This window comes from Candidatus Binataceae bacterium, assembly GCA_035508495.1.
Taxonomy (GTDB): domain Bacteria; phylum Desulfobacterota; class Binatia; order Binatales; family Binataceae; genus JASHPB01.
In genome coordinates this window covers 1-19,891 of sequence record DATJMX010000079.1, presented here as the reverse complement: position 1 = coordinate 19,891, position 19,891 = coordinate 1, and the positions used below count along the sequence as shown (strand labels likewise).

Genomic DNA, 19,891 nt, shown 5'->3' with positions numbered 1-19,891 from the left:
GATAAATACTACTCAAGCGACTCAGAGTTATAACCAGTCGCTCTCACAGGTCACGACCCTGGCGCAGCAAATTATCGCGCCAACTTCGGGAAATGATCTGACTTCATCGCTGCAAAGCCTGTTCAACGCATTTACCAATCTGTCAGCGACGCCACAGGATCCCACGGTCCGCGCGACCGTCATCAATGCGGCCTCCAATTTTGCCCAGCTGGCGCAATCAACATCGACGAGCCTTCAAAGTACCGCCAGCAACGAGCTTTCGCAGTTGCCGACTCTCGTCCAACAGGTCAACGAGATCAGCGGACAGATCGCGACGCTTAATGGCCAGATCGGAGCGGCACAGGCCGGCGACCAAGCGGCGGCCGCGCTCCAGGATCAACGCGACGGTCTGGTTAACCAGCTGGCCACTCTTATCGGCGCGGGCGCGGATTCGAATGGCAACGTTTCGGTCGGCGGCGTTCCGCTGGTCGAGGGCGGCAACGCGCTGCCGCTGTCGACAACCGGCGCCGGGACCTCGATTCAACTGCAGGTTAGTTTACCCGCTGGGACCCTGCCGATTCAGATGGATCAGGTGGGTGGGCAAATTGGAGGCGTCCTCGCCGGCGCTTCGGCGGTGACCAACCTGATGAGCCAGGTAAATAACTTTGCGACTGCCGCGGCGGATGCGTTCAATCAGCAGAGCCAGGCCGGTTTTGGCCTTGACGGATCGACGAACAATGCGATTTTCGTGGTTGGCGGCGCCAACAATCCAATCGCGATCAATCCCGCGCTTACCGTTCAGAACCTGCCGGCGGCTGCGAGCGCCGCCGGTGTTCCGGGTGACGGCTCGAATGCGACCGCGCTGGCCGCCTTGGCCAACAATCCGAACCTGATTGGATCATTTCCTAACCAGACTCTAGGTCAGGCGTATACGCAGATCGAAAGCAACTTCGGCATCACCGTGCAGAACGCGACCAACAGCGAGCAACAGGCCTCGTCGTCGTTGCAGTCGCTCACGTCGCTGAAGGGCTCGATCACCGGCGTATCGATCAACGATCAACTGACTAATCTGGTTGAGTATCAGAACATGTTGCAAGCGACCGGCCGCGCCGTGCAGGCAGCCAATGATATGACCACGTTCCTTATCCAGGAGCTTAATCAGTGAGTATTCCGGATATTTCACTTTTCAGTCAGCTCTCATCGTCGCTGGATGATACACTGTCGAATATCCAGACTGTGGAACAGCAGCTGGGGACCGGCAAGAGTGTGATCGAGCCTTCGGATAATCCGGTCGCATACGCCGGCGCGCAGTTGCTCACCACTCAGCAATCGGCGGTAAACAACGATCTCTCGCTCGCGCAACAGAGCCAGGGGCGTCTGACTACTCTCGACAACACACTTGCGACGGTTACTAACGAGATCGATGCGGCCTCGGCGACTGCAACACAGGGTGCGGACGGCAGCTTATCCACGGCCCAGATGCAAACGCTTGCGACGCAGGCGCAATCAATTTTGACCCAGGTGATCGGCGCTGGAAATACTCAATATGAGGGCGCCTATCTGTTCGCCGGAAGCCAGGTGCTAACGCCTCCATACAATGCGACCGGCACTTATGCGGGTGACAGCGCTACCAACTCGGTTACGTTCAGTGACGGCACCCAGGTTCAGATGAGCTTCGACGGCCAGTCGGTTTTCGGCGACAATACCAATGGCCTTATCAGCGCGCTCACTTCGCTGGTCAGCAATCTGAACAGCGGAAACCATGCCGGCGTGTCGGCGACGCTGCCGCAACTTCAAACGGCGCTTCAGACCTTAGCCGAGACGCGCAGTTCGATCGGGTCGAATCTGGATACATTGTCGAACGTGGTGACCAATTCGAACAACAAGATCGTCACGTATCAAACAACCGAATCGAACCTCGTTGATGCCGACGTGGCCCAGGAAGCGATGCAGGAGCAGGAAACGACGCTCCAGCAGCAAGCGCTGGTGCAGCTCGGTTCGACGCTCGGCAAGATTCCGCTGCTCAATATCCTGGCCTGATGCGATTACGGTATCGATACTAGCCGCCGGCGTGCCGTTGCGACTCCTGGCTTCCGATCACCTGCGGCTTGAGAAATTTGCCCGCGCGATGCTCGACGAGGACGATTCCGCAATTGGGCGGCACATGCGCGTCGTCCCAGCGGCCGGTCATATATGCCCACATCGAGACCATCACGCCGCCATGGCTGACGACCACCACGTCGTCATCAGGAAAGCGCGCGGCCAGCTCATCGAGAATCGGTCCGACGCGATCGCGCACATGCTCGTAAGATTCGCCGCCGGGCGGAATCCAGGTCCATGGCCGTGCGTGGTCGTAACCTTCGGCTTCGAAGATGGATTCGTACGGCTTGCCCGCGAACTCGCCGGTTTCGCGCTCGTGGAGTCCAGCGCGGATCTCGAAAGGCAGCCCAAGCGCCTCGGCGATGATCGCGCCGGTGTCGCGCGCGCGAACGTACGGGCTCGCGATCACGATGCGCGGGTTCGAGATCGATTGCACAAGATCCGCGGCCGCGCGAGCCTGACGCCGGCCGAGCTCCGTCAGCGGCAGCGTGATCGGCGTCGTGGTGAAGATGCGCGTGACATTTCCTTCACTCTCGCCATGACGCACCAATACTAATTTCCCCATAACCGTGTCCTGTTGTGATTGAGCGCTGTGCGCGCCCAACTGAATATTCTGATCGCAAGCGAAGCTTGATGCCACGATCAACCGGAGGTTGCGCAACTCGACTCAGGATGGCGGCCGTCTCGCCGCGGCGCGCATTTTCTGAATCATCGCCTGCGTCGATGCAGTGTCATTGACGTGCGGATACGGCTCGGCCGGAACCGCAACCTCGAGAAAGTTGCACAAAGGCTCCCATCCGTGGCGCGCTTCGAACACCAGGAGCTGCGCCGGATCGATCGCATCGCGCACTTGTTGGTTGTGGCGATGAAAAACATTGATTGCATGATCGCGATCTTCGAAGCGATCTTCGAAAGTGTCGCTCAGGATCGCCTTGCGCACCATTTCGTTCTGCAGCTTGACGAGCGGCGGCGCATCGCCGCGGGCCGGATTTTTCATGGGTTGGTAGATCGTTTCGGTCATGCTCTTGTACCACGAGTCCGCGCTGCGCAATGACAGGATCACTTTGGCATCGGGAAAGTGCGAGGCCAGCTCGCGCCAATAGCGCGCCGCCGGCCAATCCACCGCGGCGCTGAAATCCTCGAACATCGAATCCCAATCGATTTCCTGGCCGAAGGCGACCGCGTGCCAGGCCGCGACGTGATGGGGGCGCGGAAATACTTCCATCATGTGATAGCAGGGGCTGAAGCCGAGCTTCTCGAGCGCATACTTGAGTGACAGCGTACCCGTGCGGCCGAATCCGGCACCGATTACTCTGAGCGGCATGTGCGATTCTCCGGCGGATGACTCGTACGAATTCAGCCATAGCAATCGCAGTATCGGCAGGACAATCCCCTTCGCGGAGTTCGATAGACAATCAAGCGCAGAGCGAGCGATACTCGCGCGTAGTCCGAAAATCGATTGAGCTCCGGAGCAACGAAAATGGACAAACCGAAAATCGCACTTCATGATCCTGACGCATTGGTGCAGTCCGAATGGCTCGCCGCTCACCTGGGCGATCCGGAGCTCCGGATCTTCGATTGCACGACTCATCTGCGTCAGGCCGAGGCCGGGACGAACGCGCCCTATGCGATCGTCAGCGGGCGCGCCGACTACGACGTCGCGCACATTCCCGGTGCGGGCTTTCTGGATTTGCAGGGCGAGTTGTCGGACAACAGCGTGAAGCTGCGCTTCATGCTTCCGAGCGCGGAGCAATTCGCGGCGGCGATGTCGCGCCACGGCGTAGGCGACGGATCGAAAGTCATCCTGTATAGCGCCGGCGCAATGATGTGGGCGACGCGGGTGTGGTGGATGCTTCGCGAGTTCGGATTCAAGAACGTGGCGGTACTCGATGGCGGATGGGAAAAGTGGAAGGCCGAAGGCCGGCCGGTTTCGTCGGAGCCTTGCCGCTATGCGCCCGCGCAATTCACCGCGCGCCCTGCCGCCGGGATGTTCGTCGGCAAGGAACGAGTCCGAGCGGCCATTGACGAACCCAACACCGTTACGATCAACGCGCTGCCCGCCGAGATGCACAGCGGCAAAGGTCCTGCGCACTATGGCCGCCCCGGAAGGGTTCCGGGGAGTGTCAATGTTCCGTATGCGGCTCTGATCGATCGTCAAAGCAGGGCGCTGGCGCCCCTCGATGAGATTGCGGCGAAGTTCAAAGCCGCGGGCGTGGAAAAATCCAAGAACGTGATTTGCTACTGCGGCGGCGGAATCGCCGCCAGCCTCGACCTATTCGTCCTGCATCAGTTGGGCTTCGAGAATCTCAGTCTGTATGACGCCTCGATGAGCGAGTGGGCTAACGACAAAACACTGCCGTTGGAAACCGACTGACAGCTTCACAATTCCCCAAGGTCCGTTGAGAGCTCCGTGGCCGGTGTGCGAGCATCGATCAAGGAGATGGAGCGTGGCGAACGGACAGTGGGAATTCTGGATCGATCGCGGCGGCACGTTCACCGATATCGTCGCGCGCCGGCCGGACGGGACGCTGGTCACGCATAAACTGCTGTCGGATAACCCCGAGCAGTATCGCGATGCGGCGGTCGCCGGTATCCGCTATCTGCTGGGCGTGCCGCCGGGCGCGCCGATTCCGGCTGACCAAATCGGCGCCGTGAAGATGGGCACGACGGTCGCCACCAACGCGCTCCTCGAGCGCCAGGGCGAGCGAACCGTGCTCGTGATCACGCAGGGCTTCGGCGATGCGTTGCGGATCGGGTATCAGAATCGGCCACGCATCTTCGATCGCCATATCGTGCTGCCCGAGCTGCTGTATGCGCGGGTCATCGAAGCGGATGAACGGATCGGAGCGCATGGCGAGATCGTCCGGCCGCTCGACCAGGCAGCGCTCGAGGCGGGGCTGCGCGCCGCGTTCGATGACGGGCTGCGCGCGTGCGCGATCGTGCTGATGCACGGCTATCGGCATACGGCGCACGAGCGCGCCGCCGCGGAGCTCGCGCGCGCGATCGGCTTCACGCAAGTTTCGGTCTCGCACGAAGTCAGTCCGCTAATGAAGCTCGTCGCGCGCGGCGACACCACCGTCGTTGATGCGTATCTCTCGCCGATCCTGCGCCGCTACGTCGAGCAGGTAGCGTCGGAGATTCCGCAAACCGAGCTTCTCTTCATGCAAAGCAACGGCGGGCTGACCGACGCGTGGCGCTTCCAGGGCAAGGACGCGATCCTCTCCGGACCGGCGGGCGGTATCGTCGGCATGGCCCGCACCAGCAGTCAGGCCGGTTTCGACCGCGTTATCGGCTTCGACATGGGCGGCACATCGACCGACGTCTCGCACTACGCAGGCGAATACGAGCGCGAATTCGAAACGCTGGTGGCGGGAGTGCGGATGCGCGCGCCGATGATGAGCATCCACACGGTAGCCGCCGGTGGCGGCTCGATTCTGCATTTCGATGGCGCGCGGCTTCGCGTCGGTCCCGACTCAGCAGGAGCTAATCCCGGCCCGGCCTGCTATCGGCGCGGCGGCCCGCTCGCGATCACCGACGCGAACGTAATGGTGGGCCGAGTGCAGCCGGAATTCTTCCCACACGTCTTTGGACCGCGCGGCGACGAGGCGCTCGACCGCGCGATCGTCGTGCAGCGCTTCTCCGCGTTGGCGCAACAGATCGCGCATTCGACTGGGCGAGCGCAGGCGCCGGAGCAGGTGGCGGCCGGGTTCATCGAGATCGCCGTCGGCAACATGGCCGAGGCGATCAAGCGAATTTCGGTGCAGCGTGGACACGATGTCACGAAGTACACGCTCGCAGTGTTCGGCGGTGCCGGCGGCCAGCATGCTTGTGCCGTGGCTGACGCGCTCGGGATGACGACGGTGCTCGCGCATCCGCTGGCTGGAGTGCTCTCCGCATACGGTATGGGACTGGCCGAGCAAGCGGCGATGCGCGAGGTCACGATCGAGCGTCCGCTCGCGCCGGAAACGGAGGCGGAGCTTCGCACCCAGCTTGACACGGTGGCGGAGCGGGCCGAATCCGCGCTCGTGGAGCAGGGTGTGCGGCAGGATCAGATTTGGCTGATGCGCCGCATCCATCTGAAATATGAAGGAACCGACACTTCACTGCCGGTGACCTTCGGAGCGATCGAGGCGATGCGCGCGCAGTTCGAGGCCGACTATCGGCAGCGCTTTTCGTTTTTGATGCGCGATCGCCGGCTCATCGTTGAGACGATATCGGTCGAGGCTAGGGGCGGTGGCGACGCGACGTCCGAGGCATGGGTCGCCGAGCGGCCGCCGCGCTCGGGCGATCTGCGGGCGGCGGCCACCGTGCAGGCGTACTTCGATGGCAGATGGAATGCCACGCCGCTTTTCCGTCGCGATGATACGCGGCCCGGAGATCGTATCGATGGTCCCGCGATCATCGCCGAAGCGAACGCGACCACTGTCGTCGAGCCCGGATGGCAAGCCGAGGTCACGGTGCTCGACCATCTGGTATTGCGGCGCGTAGTGCCGCGAACCGCGCGGCGCGCAATCGGCACGAGTGTCGACCCCGTGATGCTCGAAGTCTTTAACAACCTGTTTATGTCGATTGCGGAGCAGATGGGGCTACGGCTCCAGAACACCGCCTACTCGGTGAATATCAAGGAGCGGCTCGATTTCTCGTGCGCGTTGTTCAACGCTGAAGGCAACCTGATCGCGAACGCGCCGCACATGCCGGTTCATCTCGGTAGCATGAGCGAGTCGATCAAAACCGTGATGCGGGAGAATGCGGGCCGCATGTTCGCCGGCGATGCGTTCGTAATCAACGACCCGTACCACGGCGGCACGCATCTGCCGGACGTTACCGTTATCACGCCCGTATTTGATCGCGCGGGCCGCGAGATCCTGTTCTATGTTGGCTCGCGCGGGCATCATGCCGACATCGGCGGAATCACTCCGGGCTCGATGCCGCCGTTCTCGCGCTCGCTCGATGACGAAGGGGTGCGCTTCATCAACTTCCGGCTGATCGAGGGGCAGGGCGTCGATCGGCCTGGCCGCATACACGAGGACGAGCTGACGCGGTTGCTGACTGGCGGACTGCATCCTGCTCGCAATCCGGCGCAGAATGTCGCCGACCTGCGTGCGCAGGTCGCAGCCAACGAGAAGGGGCGCGAGGAGCTGCTCAAGATGGTCGAGCATTTCGGGCTCGCCGTCGTGCAGGCCTACATGCGCCATGTGCAGGCGAACGCTGAGGAATCGGTGCGGCGCGTGATCACACGGCTGCGCGACGGCGCTTACGACCTGCCGCTCGACAACGGAGCAGTGATCCGCGTGAAGATTCGCGTCGATCGCGAGCGCCGCGCCGCTACCATCGACTTCACCGGCACCTCGCCGCAGCTATCGAATAACTTCAACGCGCCGAGCGCGGTAAGCGTGGCCGCCGTCCTCTACGTGTTCCGCACGCTGGTGGACGACGCGATCCCGCTGAACGGCGGATGTCTTAAGCCGCTCGAGATCGTTATCCCGCCAGGCTCGATGTTGAGTCCGGATTATCCGGCCGCCGTCGTGGCCGGCAATGTCGAAACGTCGTCGTGTATCACCAATGCCCTCTATGGCGCGCTCGGCGTGATGGCTTCGGCACAGGGCACGATGAATAACTTCACGTTCGGCAACGATCGATATCAATACTACGAAACGATCGCCGGTGGCTCCGGTGCCGGACTGGCCGACCCGCAGGATCCGGATAGCGGCTTCCCCGGCACCGACGTCGTGCAAACGCATATGACGAATTCACGGCTGACGGATCCCGAAATACTCGAGTTCCGCTTCCCAGTGCGCCTCGAGAGTTATGCGATCCGTGACGGGTCGGGAGGTGGTGGGCGATGGCGGGGCGGCAACGGCGGAACGCGGCGAATCCGATTCCTCGAGCCGATGACCGCGTCGATTCTCGCCAATAACCGCTCAACCGCACCATTCGGTATGGCCGGCGGCGAATCCGGGGATTCGGGCCGCAACTGGATCGAGCGCAGCGGTGGCAGCCGCGAAGAACTTTCGTATATCGGGTCGGTATCGATGCAGCCGGGTGATGTCTTTGTCATCGAGACGCCCGGCGGCGGCGGGTATGGCAGCGCCGAATGAGAAACGCCACAATTTGTGAGCAAGGACCGCGGGAGAGAGATGAGGGCGGTTGTGGGGGGTGCCGCAACCGCCCTCGATTAGACCAGGATAGGTGTTCGTAGGGTTTGTCTATCCGGGCCCGGAACGAGGTTCTGAACCGCTGCTGAATGGGAATTGCGGTCCGCGACTCGGGGCTGCGAGAAGAACCCCGGGAATCTCGCGGAGGCGAACCTCGATCCCTTTACATCCTGAAAGGCGTTCCATTTGTTTGATCAGATCTCGATCCATCCGTGACGAAGCGTGAAGCGGGTGACCGGTTTGAACCGGCCACCCTGCTCCATCAGATTTCGTAGGTCAGCGTGAACTCGAGCAGGTTCGTGCGCTGCGAACGGCTGTACAGGAACGGGTCCGTGTTACGACCGCTGCGGCCGAGGAACCAGATCGTATTCGCGCCCATCAGCACATTGCGCGAGTAACGGTAGGTGTTGCTCGATGCGAGCGCGCCGACGTTATCGTCGATGTCCCACTGGAACACGTTGCCCGACGTGAGCTGACCGTTCATCAGCCAGTTGACGGCCGATAGGAAGAAGAAGTTCCCATCTTCGCGCAACTTGCCCCCGGTCGGAAACGCGGTCGCGTTGGTCGGACGATCCGGGAACCAGGTGTTGACATACTGCGCGGTCAGGAACGTGTGCTGCTTCGAGATCCAGGGGATGTAGGTCGGACGGTCGCCGGCGATGATGAAGCGCGCGCGCTCCGAATTGACCGAGCCCAACGGGCTCGTCGTGGTTCCTACGTCGCCGTAGCTCGGTTCCCACAGGACGTCATAACGGTACACGATGTCGGTCAGCGCCTTGTCGTAGTATGTACCGGTCAAGCCGAAGAAATTGTTGCGGCGCCAGTCGGTCTCTGAAGTGACCGCGAAGGTACCCGATTTCGGCACACCGGGCAGCGGCTGGCCGAACTGGTAGGCCCCAGGAATATAGAACTCGCCCGGAGCAATTTTGATAACCGTGGCCGGGTTGATACCCGCGGCGTTCGCGCCTAGAGCCTGGACCGCCTGCGTGGCTGTGCAGCTCCCGCAGTTAACGTTGAGGTTATCGTCGCGATACTCGTACAGGTAGATGAAACTCGCCTGGAGACCGTCACCGATCGGCAGCAGCGAAGAGGCGCGGAAGCCGAACTCGCTGTTCTCCAGCGAACGGCTCGGCATCTTGCTCATGTTCAGATACGGATTGCCCGTATCGGTCGCGAGGTCGACGAAGTTAAAGCCGGGAAACAACAGCATGCCGCCGCCACCCGAGCCGGCGTAGCCGAGGTTGGCGTTGCCGAGATACTGAGCGCGATAGGGCTGGCCGTTCTGATTGTAGAGCGTGCCGCCCAGCGTCAGCGTCGATGGCACGACCCAGGGGTTGCGGGAGTCTTCTTGAACGTTAATTGCAGGACCGTTCTGCGCCTGGAGATCGCCCGGGATGATGAATGCTTCAACTTCGTTATTCGCCGTCTTCAGGAAGTCGGGCAGGATGTAGTTGAACTTGATCATCTGCACGTTGGTGCGCTGGTCTTCGGGCGATTCCGCACCATAAACACCGTGCCAGGTGGCATTGACGATGTTGGTAACTTCGGTACCTGACAGCGCGTCAGCTTCCGACCAGATGATTTGCTGCTTGCCGATACGGGCGGAGAAATTATCGGTGAAATTGAGCTGCGCATAGTATTCGCGCAGGTCGTTCTTGAAATATTCCTGCTGGAGTTCCGAGTGCGTGTAGTTGCTGAAGTCGCGATTGGTCTCCGCGGTACCCTTGTTCTTCAACGTTCCTTCGGCGTCGTACCAGGGCCGATAGAAAGCGAAGAAGTCGGCGTCCTTCAGAATCAACGTGTCGAAGCGGCCGAGCAGCTTATAGTTCTTGACCATGTGGTAATCGGGACGGATGTCGGCGAGTTGCCGCATCTCGTTCAGATCCCAATGGTTGAAGTCGAAGCTGCCGCCAGTCTCCGTCGCCGCAACGCCGGGTATTACCGAGACGGTGCCGCCAGGACCGGTTACGAAAGTGCTTTGCGTTCCATTGTTGGCGGAGCTGCCTTCGCCCCACTGTCCGCCCTCGCGGGTTTCAAAAAAACCGAAGACCGAAAAATCGCCTTGCGTTATAGTTGCCTTGGCGGTCGACGACCACAAAACCGCTGCTGTGGCAATGGCGGCGATACCCAAGAATCGGGATCGCGCGCCCCACTGCGCTCCGTAACCCTTTGCCATTTGTCTCCTCCCCACGGCGCCCGCATTCAGCTTTAGGCGCCAGGCCTTGTTCCAAGCTGCATGCGCGTAGCCCCACCCCGACCGATTTCGGAAGCAGAAACGCATGCAGGAGCATCAAGGACATGCTCCCAAAGACGAAGGCGAACCATGACGTGGATCGGATGCGATCAATTTGATGGATCATGCCGAATCATAAACAAAGTTAAAGGCGAGTTCAGACTGCCGGGGAAACCAAAGGCCGAAGTTCACCGTCTTTGCTGTAGTAAGACCTGGGTCAACCTGCAGATTTAAAAGAAGCTTCGATATGCAGAATTAGAAACGCTAACTGGCTTTTTGTACGGTCCTTATAGACAAATTCAGCGATTGGATCGCGCTATGTCATTCCGGTACATTCGCAGGCGTAGCAGCAGTCTTTAGTACCTTCGGCGGACATAGCATGAAGTAGTTTTTTGATGGATCAGCAGATCGGCTATTTCCATTCCAGGAGTGGCGCTCGAATAGCATATTCCATAATCGGCGAGGGACCGGCGCTGGTGCAGGCAGGCCCTCGAATCGGGCACCTCACATTCGAATGGGGCGTTCGTCCGGTTAAGCGCTTCTACGAAGCCCTCGGAAGCAAGCTCTCGCTGATCCGTTACGACTCGCTGGGAACCGGCCTTTCCGACTGGGAACGTCCCGATTTTTCAATCGAGTCGGAGCTGCGGATCCTTACGCAACTGATCCAGACTCTCGGTCTGGAGCGGTTTTCGCTCTTTGGCTTCGACGTGGGCGGTCCAACGGCCGTCTCCTATGCCGCGTTGCATCCTGAACAGATAACCAGCCTGGTGCTCTGCGGAACTTACGCCAACGGCAAAGACGCAATCCGCGCCGCCGGAATACCCGAGCCGGTGCGCGGCCTGATACTGGATCACTGGGCCCTCGCCTCGCGCCTTGTCGCCAACATCTGGGCGCCCGAAGCGGATGGAGCAACATACGACGCGCTCTCGTCGCTGATGACACGAGCGTTTAGCGGCGACAACGCGATGAAGCTGACAGATGCGAGCCTTCAACACGATGTCACCGAGCTTCTGGCTCAGCTCAAGGTGCCGGTCACGGTAATTCATCGCGCGCATGATCCCGTGTGCCCCTACGTGGATAGCCGTGAAATGGCGCGCCGTATTCCTGGCAGCCACTTCGTGCCGCTCGAGGGTACCTCGCATTTTCCTTTTTTGGGCAACGTCGATTCGCTGGTCGCGGCGATCGTGCGCGCGATCGGCGACCAGCCGCTCAATGACAATGCCACCGCAAAGACCAACGGCGCGAACGGCGCGAGGAACACCCTGCTGGCCTCCGCCGCGACGAGGCCGGCGCAAAACGGTTCATCCCCTGCGCGAATGCCCTCGGACGATTCATTGCTCAACGTCGTTGGCTCGTGGAACGGCTCTTCTGCGTCTCGCTCCAGTTCCGCCCGTCACGTCATCGTGCGACGCGAGGGAGATTACTGGACGATCGAATCGACGGACGATGTGTTCCGAATCAAAGACAGCCGAGGACTGAATCACCTGGTTCAACTGTTGCGCTATCCGAATCGCGAATTTGCCGCGACTGAACTGGAGGCGCGCATCCAGTCACGAGACGCTTACGCGATCATGCATGAACCCGGCCTCGAAGAATTGGCCCAGGCGGGGCTGCGCGAAGGCGGGCCGGGCGATGCGGGGCCGATGCTCGATGCGCGTGCACAGAAGGAGTATCGCCGCCGGCAGCGTGAGCTCGCGGATGAGCTGGAAGAAGCGAAAAGCGCGGCAAACGAGCGGCGCGCAGCGAGTATCGAGCGCGAGCTCGAGTTTATCTCGCGCGAGCTCGCGCGCGCGGTTGGACTCGGCGGCCGCAACCGCCGATCCGCTTCCGAGATGCATCGGGCGCGGGTCAACGTATCGCGCGCTGTGCGGCGAACGATCGAAAAGATCCGCAGCTACGATCCTGTTATAGCTAATGCACTGACTCTGAGTATCAGACTGGGAGTCACCTGCGTCTATCAGCGCGACCTCGATCCATCGACACTGTTCGAAGTCTGACTACAACTTTGAAATCTCAGTACGTAGCCATGAGCACCATTCATCCAGACCCGTTTCTTTGGTCGCTGATGTCGCGATGATCTTGATTAGTGGCTTCACCTTTCTCGCGTAGTCGATGCAGTGCTCGACCGAAAATGAAATATGGGGCAGCAGGTCAACTTTGTTAAGTATCATTAGATCGGCGGCACGAAACATATGGGGATACTTTAGCGGCTTGTCCTCGCCTTCAGTGACCGACATGATAACCACTTTCTTTCGCTCACCAAGGTCAAATAGCGCCGGACATACAAGATTGCCGACATTCTCGATCATCACCAGCGAGTGCGCCGGAGGATCCAGTTTCCGGAGTGCCTCAGCGACCATCGCGGAATCCAGGTGACACCCATTTCCGGTATTTACCTGGATTACGCGGCATCCCGCCGCATCGATGCGCTCGGCGTCTCGAGTGGTCGCCTGATCGCCTTCGATAACTGAGATTTGATATTCGGCTCCGAGCTCTCCGATGGTTCGCTCGAGAAGAGTTGTCTTGCCCGCTCCAGGGGAACTCATGAGGTTCACTGCACAGATCTCGCGCCCTTCGAACCATAAGCGGTTTCGCTCGGCCAGCCGGTTATTTTTCTCAAGTAAGTCGTGCTCGAGGCGAATCAGCCGTCCTCCTGATGATGATTGATCCGGCTTACTGTGCTGATCTGCCTGCACGTGAAGATCATGATCGTGATCGCCATGCCGATGTTGGTCGCCGGAATGATGATGCGCGCGAGTCGGGTCATAATCGCGCAGCTCGCGGGGGGCTTTCACATCCGTGATCGTGATGTGCGCTTCATCGGAACATCCGCATGTCGAACACATTTAGAGCACCTCGACTTCTTTGACTCTCAGTTCATTGCCGCTGAGCATCTTCAAGTTCGCGCTCCCGCAGGAACAGAGTCCGATAATGTCGGATAATTCGATCTCAGATTGACAACTCAGGCAAGTCGCGCGTCCGGGAATTTCGATGATTTCCAAAGATGCACCCTGAAGCGCCGTGCCCGCCGCGCATACGTCGAAGCAAAATTGCAGCGCCTCCGGTACGACCCCGGATAGCTTGCCGATATGTAAGACGACTCGTGTCACCCTGGCGCCTTCGACCCGTTCCGCGACTGTGGCAATGATGGTCTCGGTGAGCGCGAGTTCGTGCATCGCGAATCCTTTTACTCGAAGATCTGCTGTCGCGCAGCGGCTACGACCACCTGGCCCAGGCTGATTCCGCCGTCGTTGGCTGGAACGCGAGAGTGGGTCAGGACGCGAAACGAGGATTGTTCGAGACCATCGAGCGTCTGCGTCAGTAACAACAGGTTCTGGAATACCCCGCCGCTGAGAGCAACAACATTGATTCCGGTTCGATCACGAATCGCACTGCACGTGTCGACGACGATTCGCGCCACAGCGTTATGAAATCGCGCCGCCATCACCTCGATCGATGCGCCTTGTTTCAGATCATCGACGAGCGCACGGATTATGTCAGTGGAGCGAATAGTAATTACGTCCGCCAAGTTGATTCGGACCGCATAGTGAGATCTTTCTGAACGCGAGGCTAGCTGTTCGAGTTCTACCGCGGCTTGCCCTTCGTAGTTGACTGAATCTCGAATACCGAGAATGGATGCGACGGCATCGAAGAGCCGGCCGGCACTACTGGTCGATGGCGAGTTGATGCGGCCGCGGCCAAGGTTGACGATGTTCTTCCAATTCGCTCGATTGCGCTCGACTACACCCAGCGCCATCGGCAGATCGTCGCCATACGCCGCATCGAGATATGCGGCGGCCATTCGCCATGGCTGCCTGATCGCCGCTGTCCCGCCTGGCATCGGTAACCGTTCGAAGTGCGCGGCTCGCTCATACTTCTCGAGGTCTGCAATCAGGAATTCACTGCCCCAAAGCGTTCCATCGGTTCCATAACCGAGTCCGTCGAAGGCCACCCCAATTACCGGACCAGTCTCTGCGTTGTCGGCGAGACACGACGCGATGTGCGCATGATGATGTTGCACAGCCTCGAGCGTTACGTCGGGAAGCTCGCGCGCATACTTAGTCGACAGGTAGTTGGGATGTAGATCGCAGGCGACGAGCGCGGGCTTTATATCGAAAAGGTTTTTGAAATGGCTAATACCGGTGATGAAGGATTCGAAGGTTTCGAAGTTCTCCAGATCGCCAATATGATGTGAGAGAAACGCATATCTTCCCTTCGCCAGGCAAAATGTATTCTTAAGTTCGGCGCCACATCCGAGGATTGGCCGCCGAATCTCCCATGGCAGCGTCAAAGGTTCCGGAGCATATCCGCGCGAGCGTCGAATCGGCAGCGTCCGGCCGCGTATCGAACGGAGCACGGAATCATCGGTTCGAATGTGGATCGGGCGATCATGCGTCAAATGGAAATCGGCGATAGCCGATAGCCGCCGCTGCCCTTCACTATCAATGAAAGCAATCGGCTCGTCCGACAGGTTACCGCTGGTGAGCACGAAAGGGGTTTTCAATTCTCGACTCAGAAGATGATGCAGCGGCGTGTAGGGCAGCATCAGTCCAACGAACTGGTTCCCGCGGCAGATCGAAGAGGCGAGTGCCGTGCTGGTGTGACGGCTCAGCAAAACGATCGGGCGGCGGCAATTCAACAGGAGTTCGGCTTGGTCGCGATCTATGCTGGCAAGTTGCCGCGCCGCGCCGAGATCCGGAACCATCACGGCGAAAGGCTTGTCTTCGCGATGCTTGCGCGCGCGCAGCGTTGCGACTGCTGACTCATCGCTCGCCAGCGCTGCCAGGTGGTAGCCTCCCAAGCCCTTTATCGCCACGATCCTGCCCTGGCGCAGCAGCGACGCGGTGCGGCGAATAGGATCGCCCGGCTTTTCATTCCCGCTTCGATCGAACAGCCGCAAACTCGGACCGCATGCCGGACAGCAGATTGGTTGTGCATGAAACCGGCGATCCGCGGGATCGTTGTATTCACGTTCGCACGCGGAGCACATCTTGAATCCGGCCATGCTCGTCAGAGCGCGATCGTAGGGAACGCCGCGAACAATCGTGAAGCGCGGCCCGCAATTGGTGCAGTTCGTGAAAGCGTAGCGATAACGACGATCGTTCGGATCGAACACCTCGCGCAAACACTCGTCACAGGTTGAGATATCGGGACAGACCAGAGCTTCGCGCTGACCCGCGGCATCGCTACCAAGGATTTCGAATCGCTGCCTGCCTTCTGCGGGAATCGATTCCGCGGTGATCCTTTCAATCACTGCCAGCGGCGGCGCCTCACGGCGCAGCGCCATCACGAAGTCCTCGAGGCTCGCGCGACTACCTTCAATCTTAATCAGGACTCCCGATGTGTCATTGGCCACGGAGCCGTTCAGCCTGAGCCGCTGTGCGAGCGCCCACACAAACGGACGGAAACCGACTCCCTGCACGATACCCTCGACACGGATACGCTTCGCCGCGATTGTATCCGCGCGTGTTTGCAAAGCTTTGCCCTGCTTTTCGAGCGGCGCTGCATACGCGGGCATTTCCAACTGCGTCTCCTCAGCAGATTCGCGGCAAAGCTTCTCCGAACGGAAGATCGAGCACGCGATCACCTCCGATTGGAGTGCGAAGAATCACAAACCCGGGATGCTCAGCCGTGACGCTTCCAATCCGGCATGCCTCGGGTCCCAGCGGATGCCGCCGCATGGCACCAACCACTTTGTCGGCGAATTGCTCCGGAACAAAAGCTATGAGCTTGCCCTCGTTTGCGACCAGCAGCGGATCGAGACCGAGAATTTCGCAGGCGCCGCGCACAGTATCGTGAATTGGGATCGATCTCTCGTCGATCTCAATCCCGACATGTTGACGCGCGGCGAACTCCGCTACGCTCGCTGCGAGTCCGCCGCGAGTGGGATCTCGCATCGCATGAATGTCGTGCGAGGCTGCCAGCATCGTGGCCGCCAGATCATGAAGCGCCGCGGTATCGCTCATCAGTTCGCCTTCGAACTCCAGCCCCTGACGGGTCGACATGATCGCGACCCCGTGATCGCCGATTGGACCCGAAAGCAGAATCGCATCGCCTGGCCGCACATTGCGCGATGACAGATTGACACCGGCGGGCACCACGCCGATTCCGGAAGTGTTGATAAAGACCTTGTCGCCGCTGCCTCTGCCAACAACCTTGGTATCGCCAGTCACTATCCGAACATCTGCGCGCTCTGCGGCTCGTCGCGCCGAATCAACGACGCGCTTGAGATCCGAGATTGGCAGTCCTTCCTCGAGGATGAACGCGAGAGACAGCACCTGCGGCTGCGCACCGCCCATCGCCAGGTCATTGATCGTGCCGTTGACCGCCAGCTCGCCAATGTCGCCGCCTGGGAAGAAGATCGGAGTGATCACATAGGAGTCAGTCGTAAAGGCAAGGCGCGCGCCGTCGAGCGACACGATCGCTTGATCGTCGAGCGCTTCGAGAGCCGGATTGCGAAAGGCCGGCAGGATGATCCTCTCGATAAGCTGCGAGGTGAGTTTTCCGCCGCTCCCGTGGCCGAGCGTAATCTGCTCGGTATCGGCACCAGGCAGCGGGCATTCCCCGAAAGGGCTGCTACCGTTAGATGACATCGTCCGCACCCATTGCGCTGCTCGTTTATCGTCCAGTCTCGCGCGGAGTGGTCGCAACGGGGCGTGACGGTGCATTGGACCTCGGGTCGAGGTATCTGCCGTATTGGTAGTAGGCGGCGCACGCGCCTTCCGCAGAAACCATCGTTGCGCCCAGGGGATTTTGCGGAGTGCACTGCTTTCCGAACGCCGAACAATCAAGGGGCTTCTTTAGTCCGCGCAGGATCAGCCCACTGATACACGTCGAAGATTCGCGTGTCTCGATCGCATCGACGTCGAAAATTTTCTCTGCGTCATGGTCGCGGTATTCATGGCTGATCTTGTAGCCGGAGTCAGGAATCGACCCGACGCCGCGCCATTGACGGTCGGCGACCTCGAATACTTCGGAGATCAGATTTTGCGCGGGCAGATTGCCAATCCTGCTGACCGCACGCGAATATTGATTTTCGACTTCGGCACGGCCGGCCTCGAGCTGACGCACAGTCATCAGAATCCCTTCGAGCAAGTCGACCGGCTCGAACCCGCTGATAACAATCGGCACGCGATAGCGCTCGCATACCGACTCGTATTCGCGATAACCCATCACGGCGCAGACGTGTCCCGGCCCGAGAAATCCCTGCACGCGATTTCCGGGCGCCTGCAGTATGGCCGCGATCGCTGGCGGCACCAGCACATGCGAAACCAGCATCGAGAAGTTTTTTACGCCCTGCCGTTTGGCATGAAATATCGCCATCGCATTCGCCGGCGCAGTGGTTTCGAATCCGATCCCGAAGAAGACCACCTTTTGGTCGGGATTTTCCTGTGCGACACGGACCGCATCGAGAGGTGAATAGACTACGCGAACATCGGCGCCGCGGCTCCTTAGCGTCAGCAGGTCGCCGCGGCTGCCGGGAACACGCAGCATGTCACCGAAGGAGGTAAAAATCACGCCGGGCCGGCTCGCAATCGAGTGAGCCTTGTCGATCATTTCAAGTGAGGTGACGCAGACCGGGCAGCCTGGACCGTGCACCAATTCGATTGCGCCGGGAATCATGCGATCGATTCCATAGCGGACGATTGAATGCGTCTGGCCGCCGCATACTTCCATCAAGACCCACGGTCGTGTGACTTCAGCGGCGATTCTTCGGACCAGGTTCGAAGCGACCGAACTGTTGCGATACTCGTCCAGATACTTCATCGCGGCTTCTCCGTCGATTCGCGGTCCGAAGCAAGCTCGGCGGTTTGCCCGAGTTCCTCCAGGATGCGGTACGTGCGCTGCGCTTCGTCGCGATCAATCTTCGAAATCGCGAAGCCTACGTGAACAACCACGTAGTCGCCTTGACCCGCTTCCGGGAGATATTCCAGGCAAACCTCGCGCGTGATCCCGCCGAAGCGAACTTTGCCCATCCGCAATTCGTCGTCGTCGCGGACCTCCACGATCTCACCCGGAATGCCAAGGCACATCGATCGTTCTCCAGCCTTAACTTTCGCGCTCCGCAAATGCCACGCCGAGAATGGCATCCACTCGGATCAGCATGTCACAACCATCAAGTAGCTGATACGTGAGATGAGCGCCGCGCGGATTCCGAAATCCGTAACCTCGACCTTCGCGGGCAAAGCCTCATTCGCAAGCCGGCGTGCGATCGCGACGCGGAATCGATCGTCGAACACGACGGAGTTCCATTGGATAAGAACAGGTGGTATTCCGGCACACTAATGCTCGCCCGGCGACGAGGAGGCCAACGATGAGCGCTTTTCGATTCGGCCCAGACAATCCTGCCGAGACCTTCGTGCCTCACGCGTTTCCAGAACAAACCATTGATACCGGCGAGGCAGTGATCAACTACGCCGTCGCAGGATCTGCAGACAAGCCGGCGCTCCTACTTATCCCAGGGCAAACCGAGTCGTGGTGGGGATACGAGCAAGCGATGGGCCTGCTCGGCGAGCATTTTGAGGCGTTTGCGGTTGACTTGCGCGGGCAGGGAAGATCGAGCCGGACACCGGGTCGCTATACCCTCGACAATTTTGGCAACGACATGGTGAGGTTCATTGCTCTCGCGATTAAGCGGCCCGTGGTCGTCGGCGGTCTCTCGTCGGGCGGGGTGATCGCAGCATGGCTCTCCGCCTACGCGATGCCCGGTACTATCCGCGGCGCCGTTTATGAAGACCCGCCGCTATTCTCTTCGGACGTCAATCCCGCTTGCGGACATTCCATCCGCCAGACCATCGGTCCGATCTTTGGGCTTATGAGCAAATACCTGGGCGATCAGTGGAGCGTGGGCGACTTCGCCGCAATGCAGAGAGCCACCAAAACGGAGCTACCGGGCTGGTTGTCGAATGTAATGTCGATGATGTCAGGTTCGGGTAGCGGCGAAGTCCCGCAAAATCTCAAGGAATACGATCCGGAATGGGCGCGGGCCTTTTGGGAAGGATCGGTTTACGCAAGCTGCGATCACGCCCGCATGCTGGCGAGCGTCAAATGCCCCGTCCTGTATACGCATCACTTCCGCAATGTCGATGAGACCCAGGGCGGATTTCTATTGGGTGCGGCTTCCGATCAGCAGGCCAAGCGCGTCTGCGAATTGGTCTCTGGCGCGGGCCAACAGATTGACTATAGGTCGTTCCCGCAGATGCCTCATTCGATGCACGGCACCGACCCGAAGTTGTTTACTCAACTACTCGTCGAGTTCGAGGGAAAACTGAGAGGCTAAGACCGAAGGAAGAAAAGTGGTGGAGCAGAAGGGATTTGAACCCTTCAATAAAAGCAAAAAGCCTAAGTAAAATGGGCGCTTTTTTGGTGACACTATTTCCCATTGTGTCTAATTTGGTGAAGTTTGCCCCTTCCAGGGGCAAAC

Annotated in this window: 16 protein-coding genes; 6 read left to right on the top strand and 10 right to left on the bottom strand. The window is 59.8% G+C overall.

Features of this window, described 5'->3' with window-relative positions:
- Both flgK and VMA09_23115 read left to right on the top strand, forming a co-directional pair.
- Positions 1-1,144, top strand: a 1,144-nt coding sequence (gene flgK / locus VMA09_23120; GenBank protein HUA36516.1) for a flagellar hook-associated protein FlgK, incomplete at its 5' end; no start/stop codon positions are given.
- Positions 1,141-2,019 carry a flagellin gene (locus tag VMA09_23115; protein ID HUA36515.1) on the top strand — a complete coding sequence of 293 codons (879 nt, stop codon included), beginning with the start codon at positions 1,141-1,143 and terminating at the stop codon, positions 2,017-2,019. The genes flgK and VMA09_23115, both read left to right, overlap by 4 nt.
- A gap of 19 nt (positions 2,020-2,038) precedes the next feature.
- Here VMA09_23115 and VMA09_23110 read toward each other — a convergent pair whose 3' ends face one another.
- On the bottom strand, positions 2,039-2,644 hold the full coding sequence (locus VMA09_23110; protein ID HUA36514.1) for a histidine phosphatase family protein: 606 nt from the start codon (positions 2,642-2,644) through the stop codon (positions 2,039-2,041).
- Between the two features lie 102 nt (positions 2,645-2,746).
- A complete protein-coding gene (locus tag VMA09_23105) occupies positions 2,747-3,403 on the bottom strand; it encodes a sulfotransferase (GenBank protein HUA36513.1) in 657 nt (218 codons plus the stop codon).
- Positions 3,404-3,559: 156 nt separating this feature from the next.
- Between VMA09_23105 and VMA09_23100 the strand changes: the two genes are divergently transcribed.
- Together VMA09_23100 and VMA09_23095 are read left to right on the top strand one after the other, a co-directional pair.
- Positions 3,560-4,453, top strand: a complete 894-nt coding sequence (locus VMA09_23100; GenBank protein HUA36512.1) for a sulfurtransferase — start codon at positions 3,560-3,562, stop codon at positions 4,451-4,453.
- A gap of 73 nt (positions 4,454-4,526) precedes the next feature.
- On the top strand, positions 4,527-8,177 hold the full coding sequence (locus VMA09_23095; GenBank protein HUA36511.1) for a hydantoinase B/oxoprolinase family protein: 3,651 nt from the start codon (positions 4,527-4,529) through the stop codon (positions 8,175-8,177).
- 319 nt (positions 8,178-8,496) lie between these two features.
- Here the strand turns inward: VMA09_23095 and VMA09_23090 are convergent, their stop codons facing one another.
- Positions 8,497-10,410: a hypothetical protein gene (locus VMA09_23090; GenBank protein HUA36510.1), complete on the bottom strand. Its 1,914-nt coding sequence runs from the start codon at positions 10,408-10,410 to the stop codon at positions 8,497-8,499.
- Positions 10,411-10,862: 452 nt separating this feature from the next.
- Between VMA09_23090 and VMA09_23085 the strand changes: the two genes are divergently transcribed.
- Positions 10,863-12,464: an alpha/beta hydrolase gene (locus VMA09_23085; protein ID HUA36509.1), complete on the top strand. Its 1,602-nt coding sequence runs from the start codon at positions 10,863-10,865 to the stop codon at positions 12,462-12,464.
- Here the strand turns inward: VMA09_23085 and hypB are convergent, their stop codons facing one another.
- The 7 genes from hypB to VMA09_23050 form a co-directional block, all read right to left on the bottom strand.
- Positions 12,465-13,313 (bottom strand): hydrogenase nickel incorporation protein HypB, encoded by an 849-nt coding sequence (gene hypB, locus VMA09_23080; GenBank protein ID HUA36508.1) that lies wholly within the window; start codon positions 13,311-13,313, stop codon positions 12,465-12,467.
- Positions 13,314-13,643, bottom strand: coding sequence for a hydrogenase maturation nickel metallochaperone HypA (gene hypA, locus VMA09_23075; GenBank protein ID HUA36507.1), 330 nt, complete (start codon positions 13,641-13,643; stop codon positions 13,314-13,316).
- A gap of 11 nt (positions 13,644-13,654) precedes the next feature.
- Entirely contained in the window at positions 13,655-15,985 is a 2,331-nt protein-coding gene (gene hypF / locus VMA09_23070) for a carbamoyltransferase HypF (GenBank protein ID HUA36506.1), read from the bottom strand.
- Between the two features lie 16 nt (positions 15,986-16,001).
- A complete protein-coding gene (gene hypE / locus VMA09_23065) occupies positions 16,002-17,060 on the bottom strand; it encodes a hydrogenase expression/formation protein HypE (GenBank protein ID HUA36505.1) in 1,059 nt (352 codons plus the stop codon).
- A 25-nt stretch (positions 17,061-17,085) separates the two neighbouring features.
- Entirely contained in the window at positions 17,086-18,234 is a 1,149-nt protein-coding gene (gene hypD, locus VMA09_23060; GenBank protein HUA36504.1) for a hydrogenase formation protein HypD, read from the bottom strand.
- Positions 18,231-18,500: a HypC/HybG/HupF family hydrogenase formation chaperone gene (locus VMA09_23055; GenBank protein HUA36503.1), complete on the bottom strand. Its 270-nt coding sequence runs from the start codon at positions 18,498-18,500 to the stop codon at positions 18,231-18,233. Before VMA09_23055 ends, hypD begins: the two co-directional genes overlap by 4 nt.
- A gap of 66 nt (positions 18,501-18,566) precedes the next feature.
- On the bottom strand, positions 18,567-18,707 hold the full coding sequence (locus tag VMA09_23050) for a hypothetical protein (protein HUA36502.1): 141 nt from the start codon (positions 18,705-18,707) through the stop codon (positions 18,567-18,569).
- Positions 18,708-18,781: 74 nt separating this feature from the next.
- Here VMA09_23050 and VMA09_23045 point away from each other — a divergent pair, with 74 nt between their 5' ends.
- Positions 18,782-19,747 (top strand): alpha/beta hydrolase, encoded by a 966-nt coding sequence (locus VMA09_23045; GenBank protein ID HUA36501.1) that lies wholly within the window; start codon positions 18,782-18,784, stop codon positions 19,745-19,747.
- The last annotated feature ends 144 nt before the right edge of the window (positions 19,748-19,891 follow it).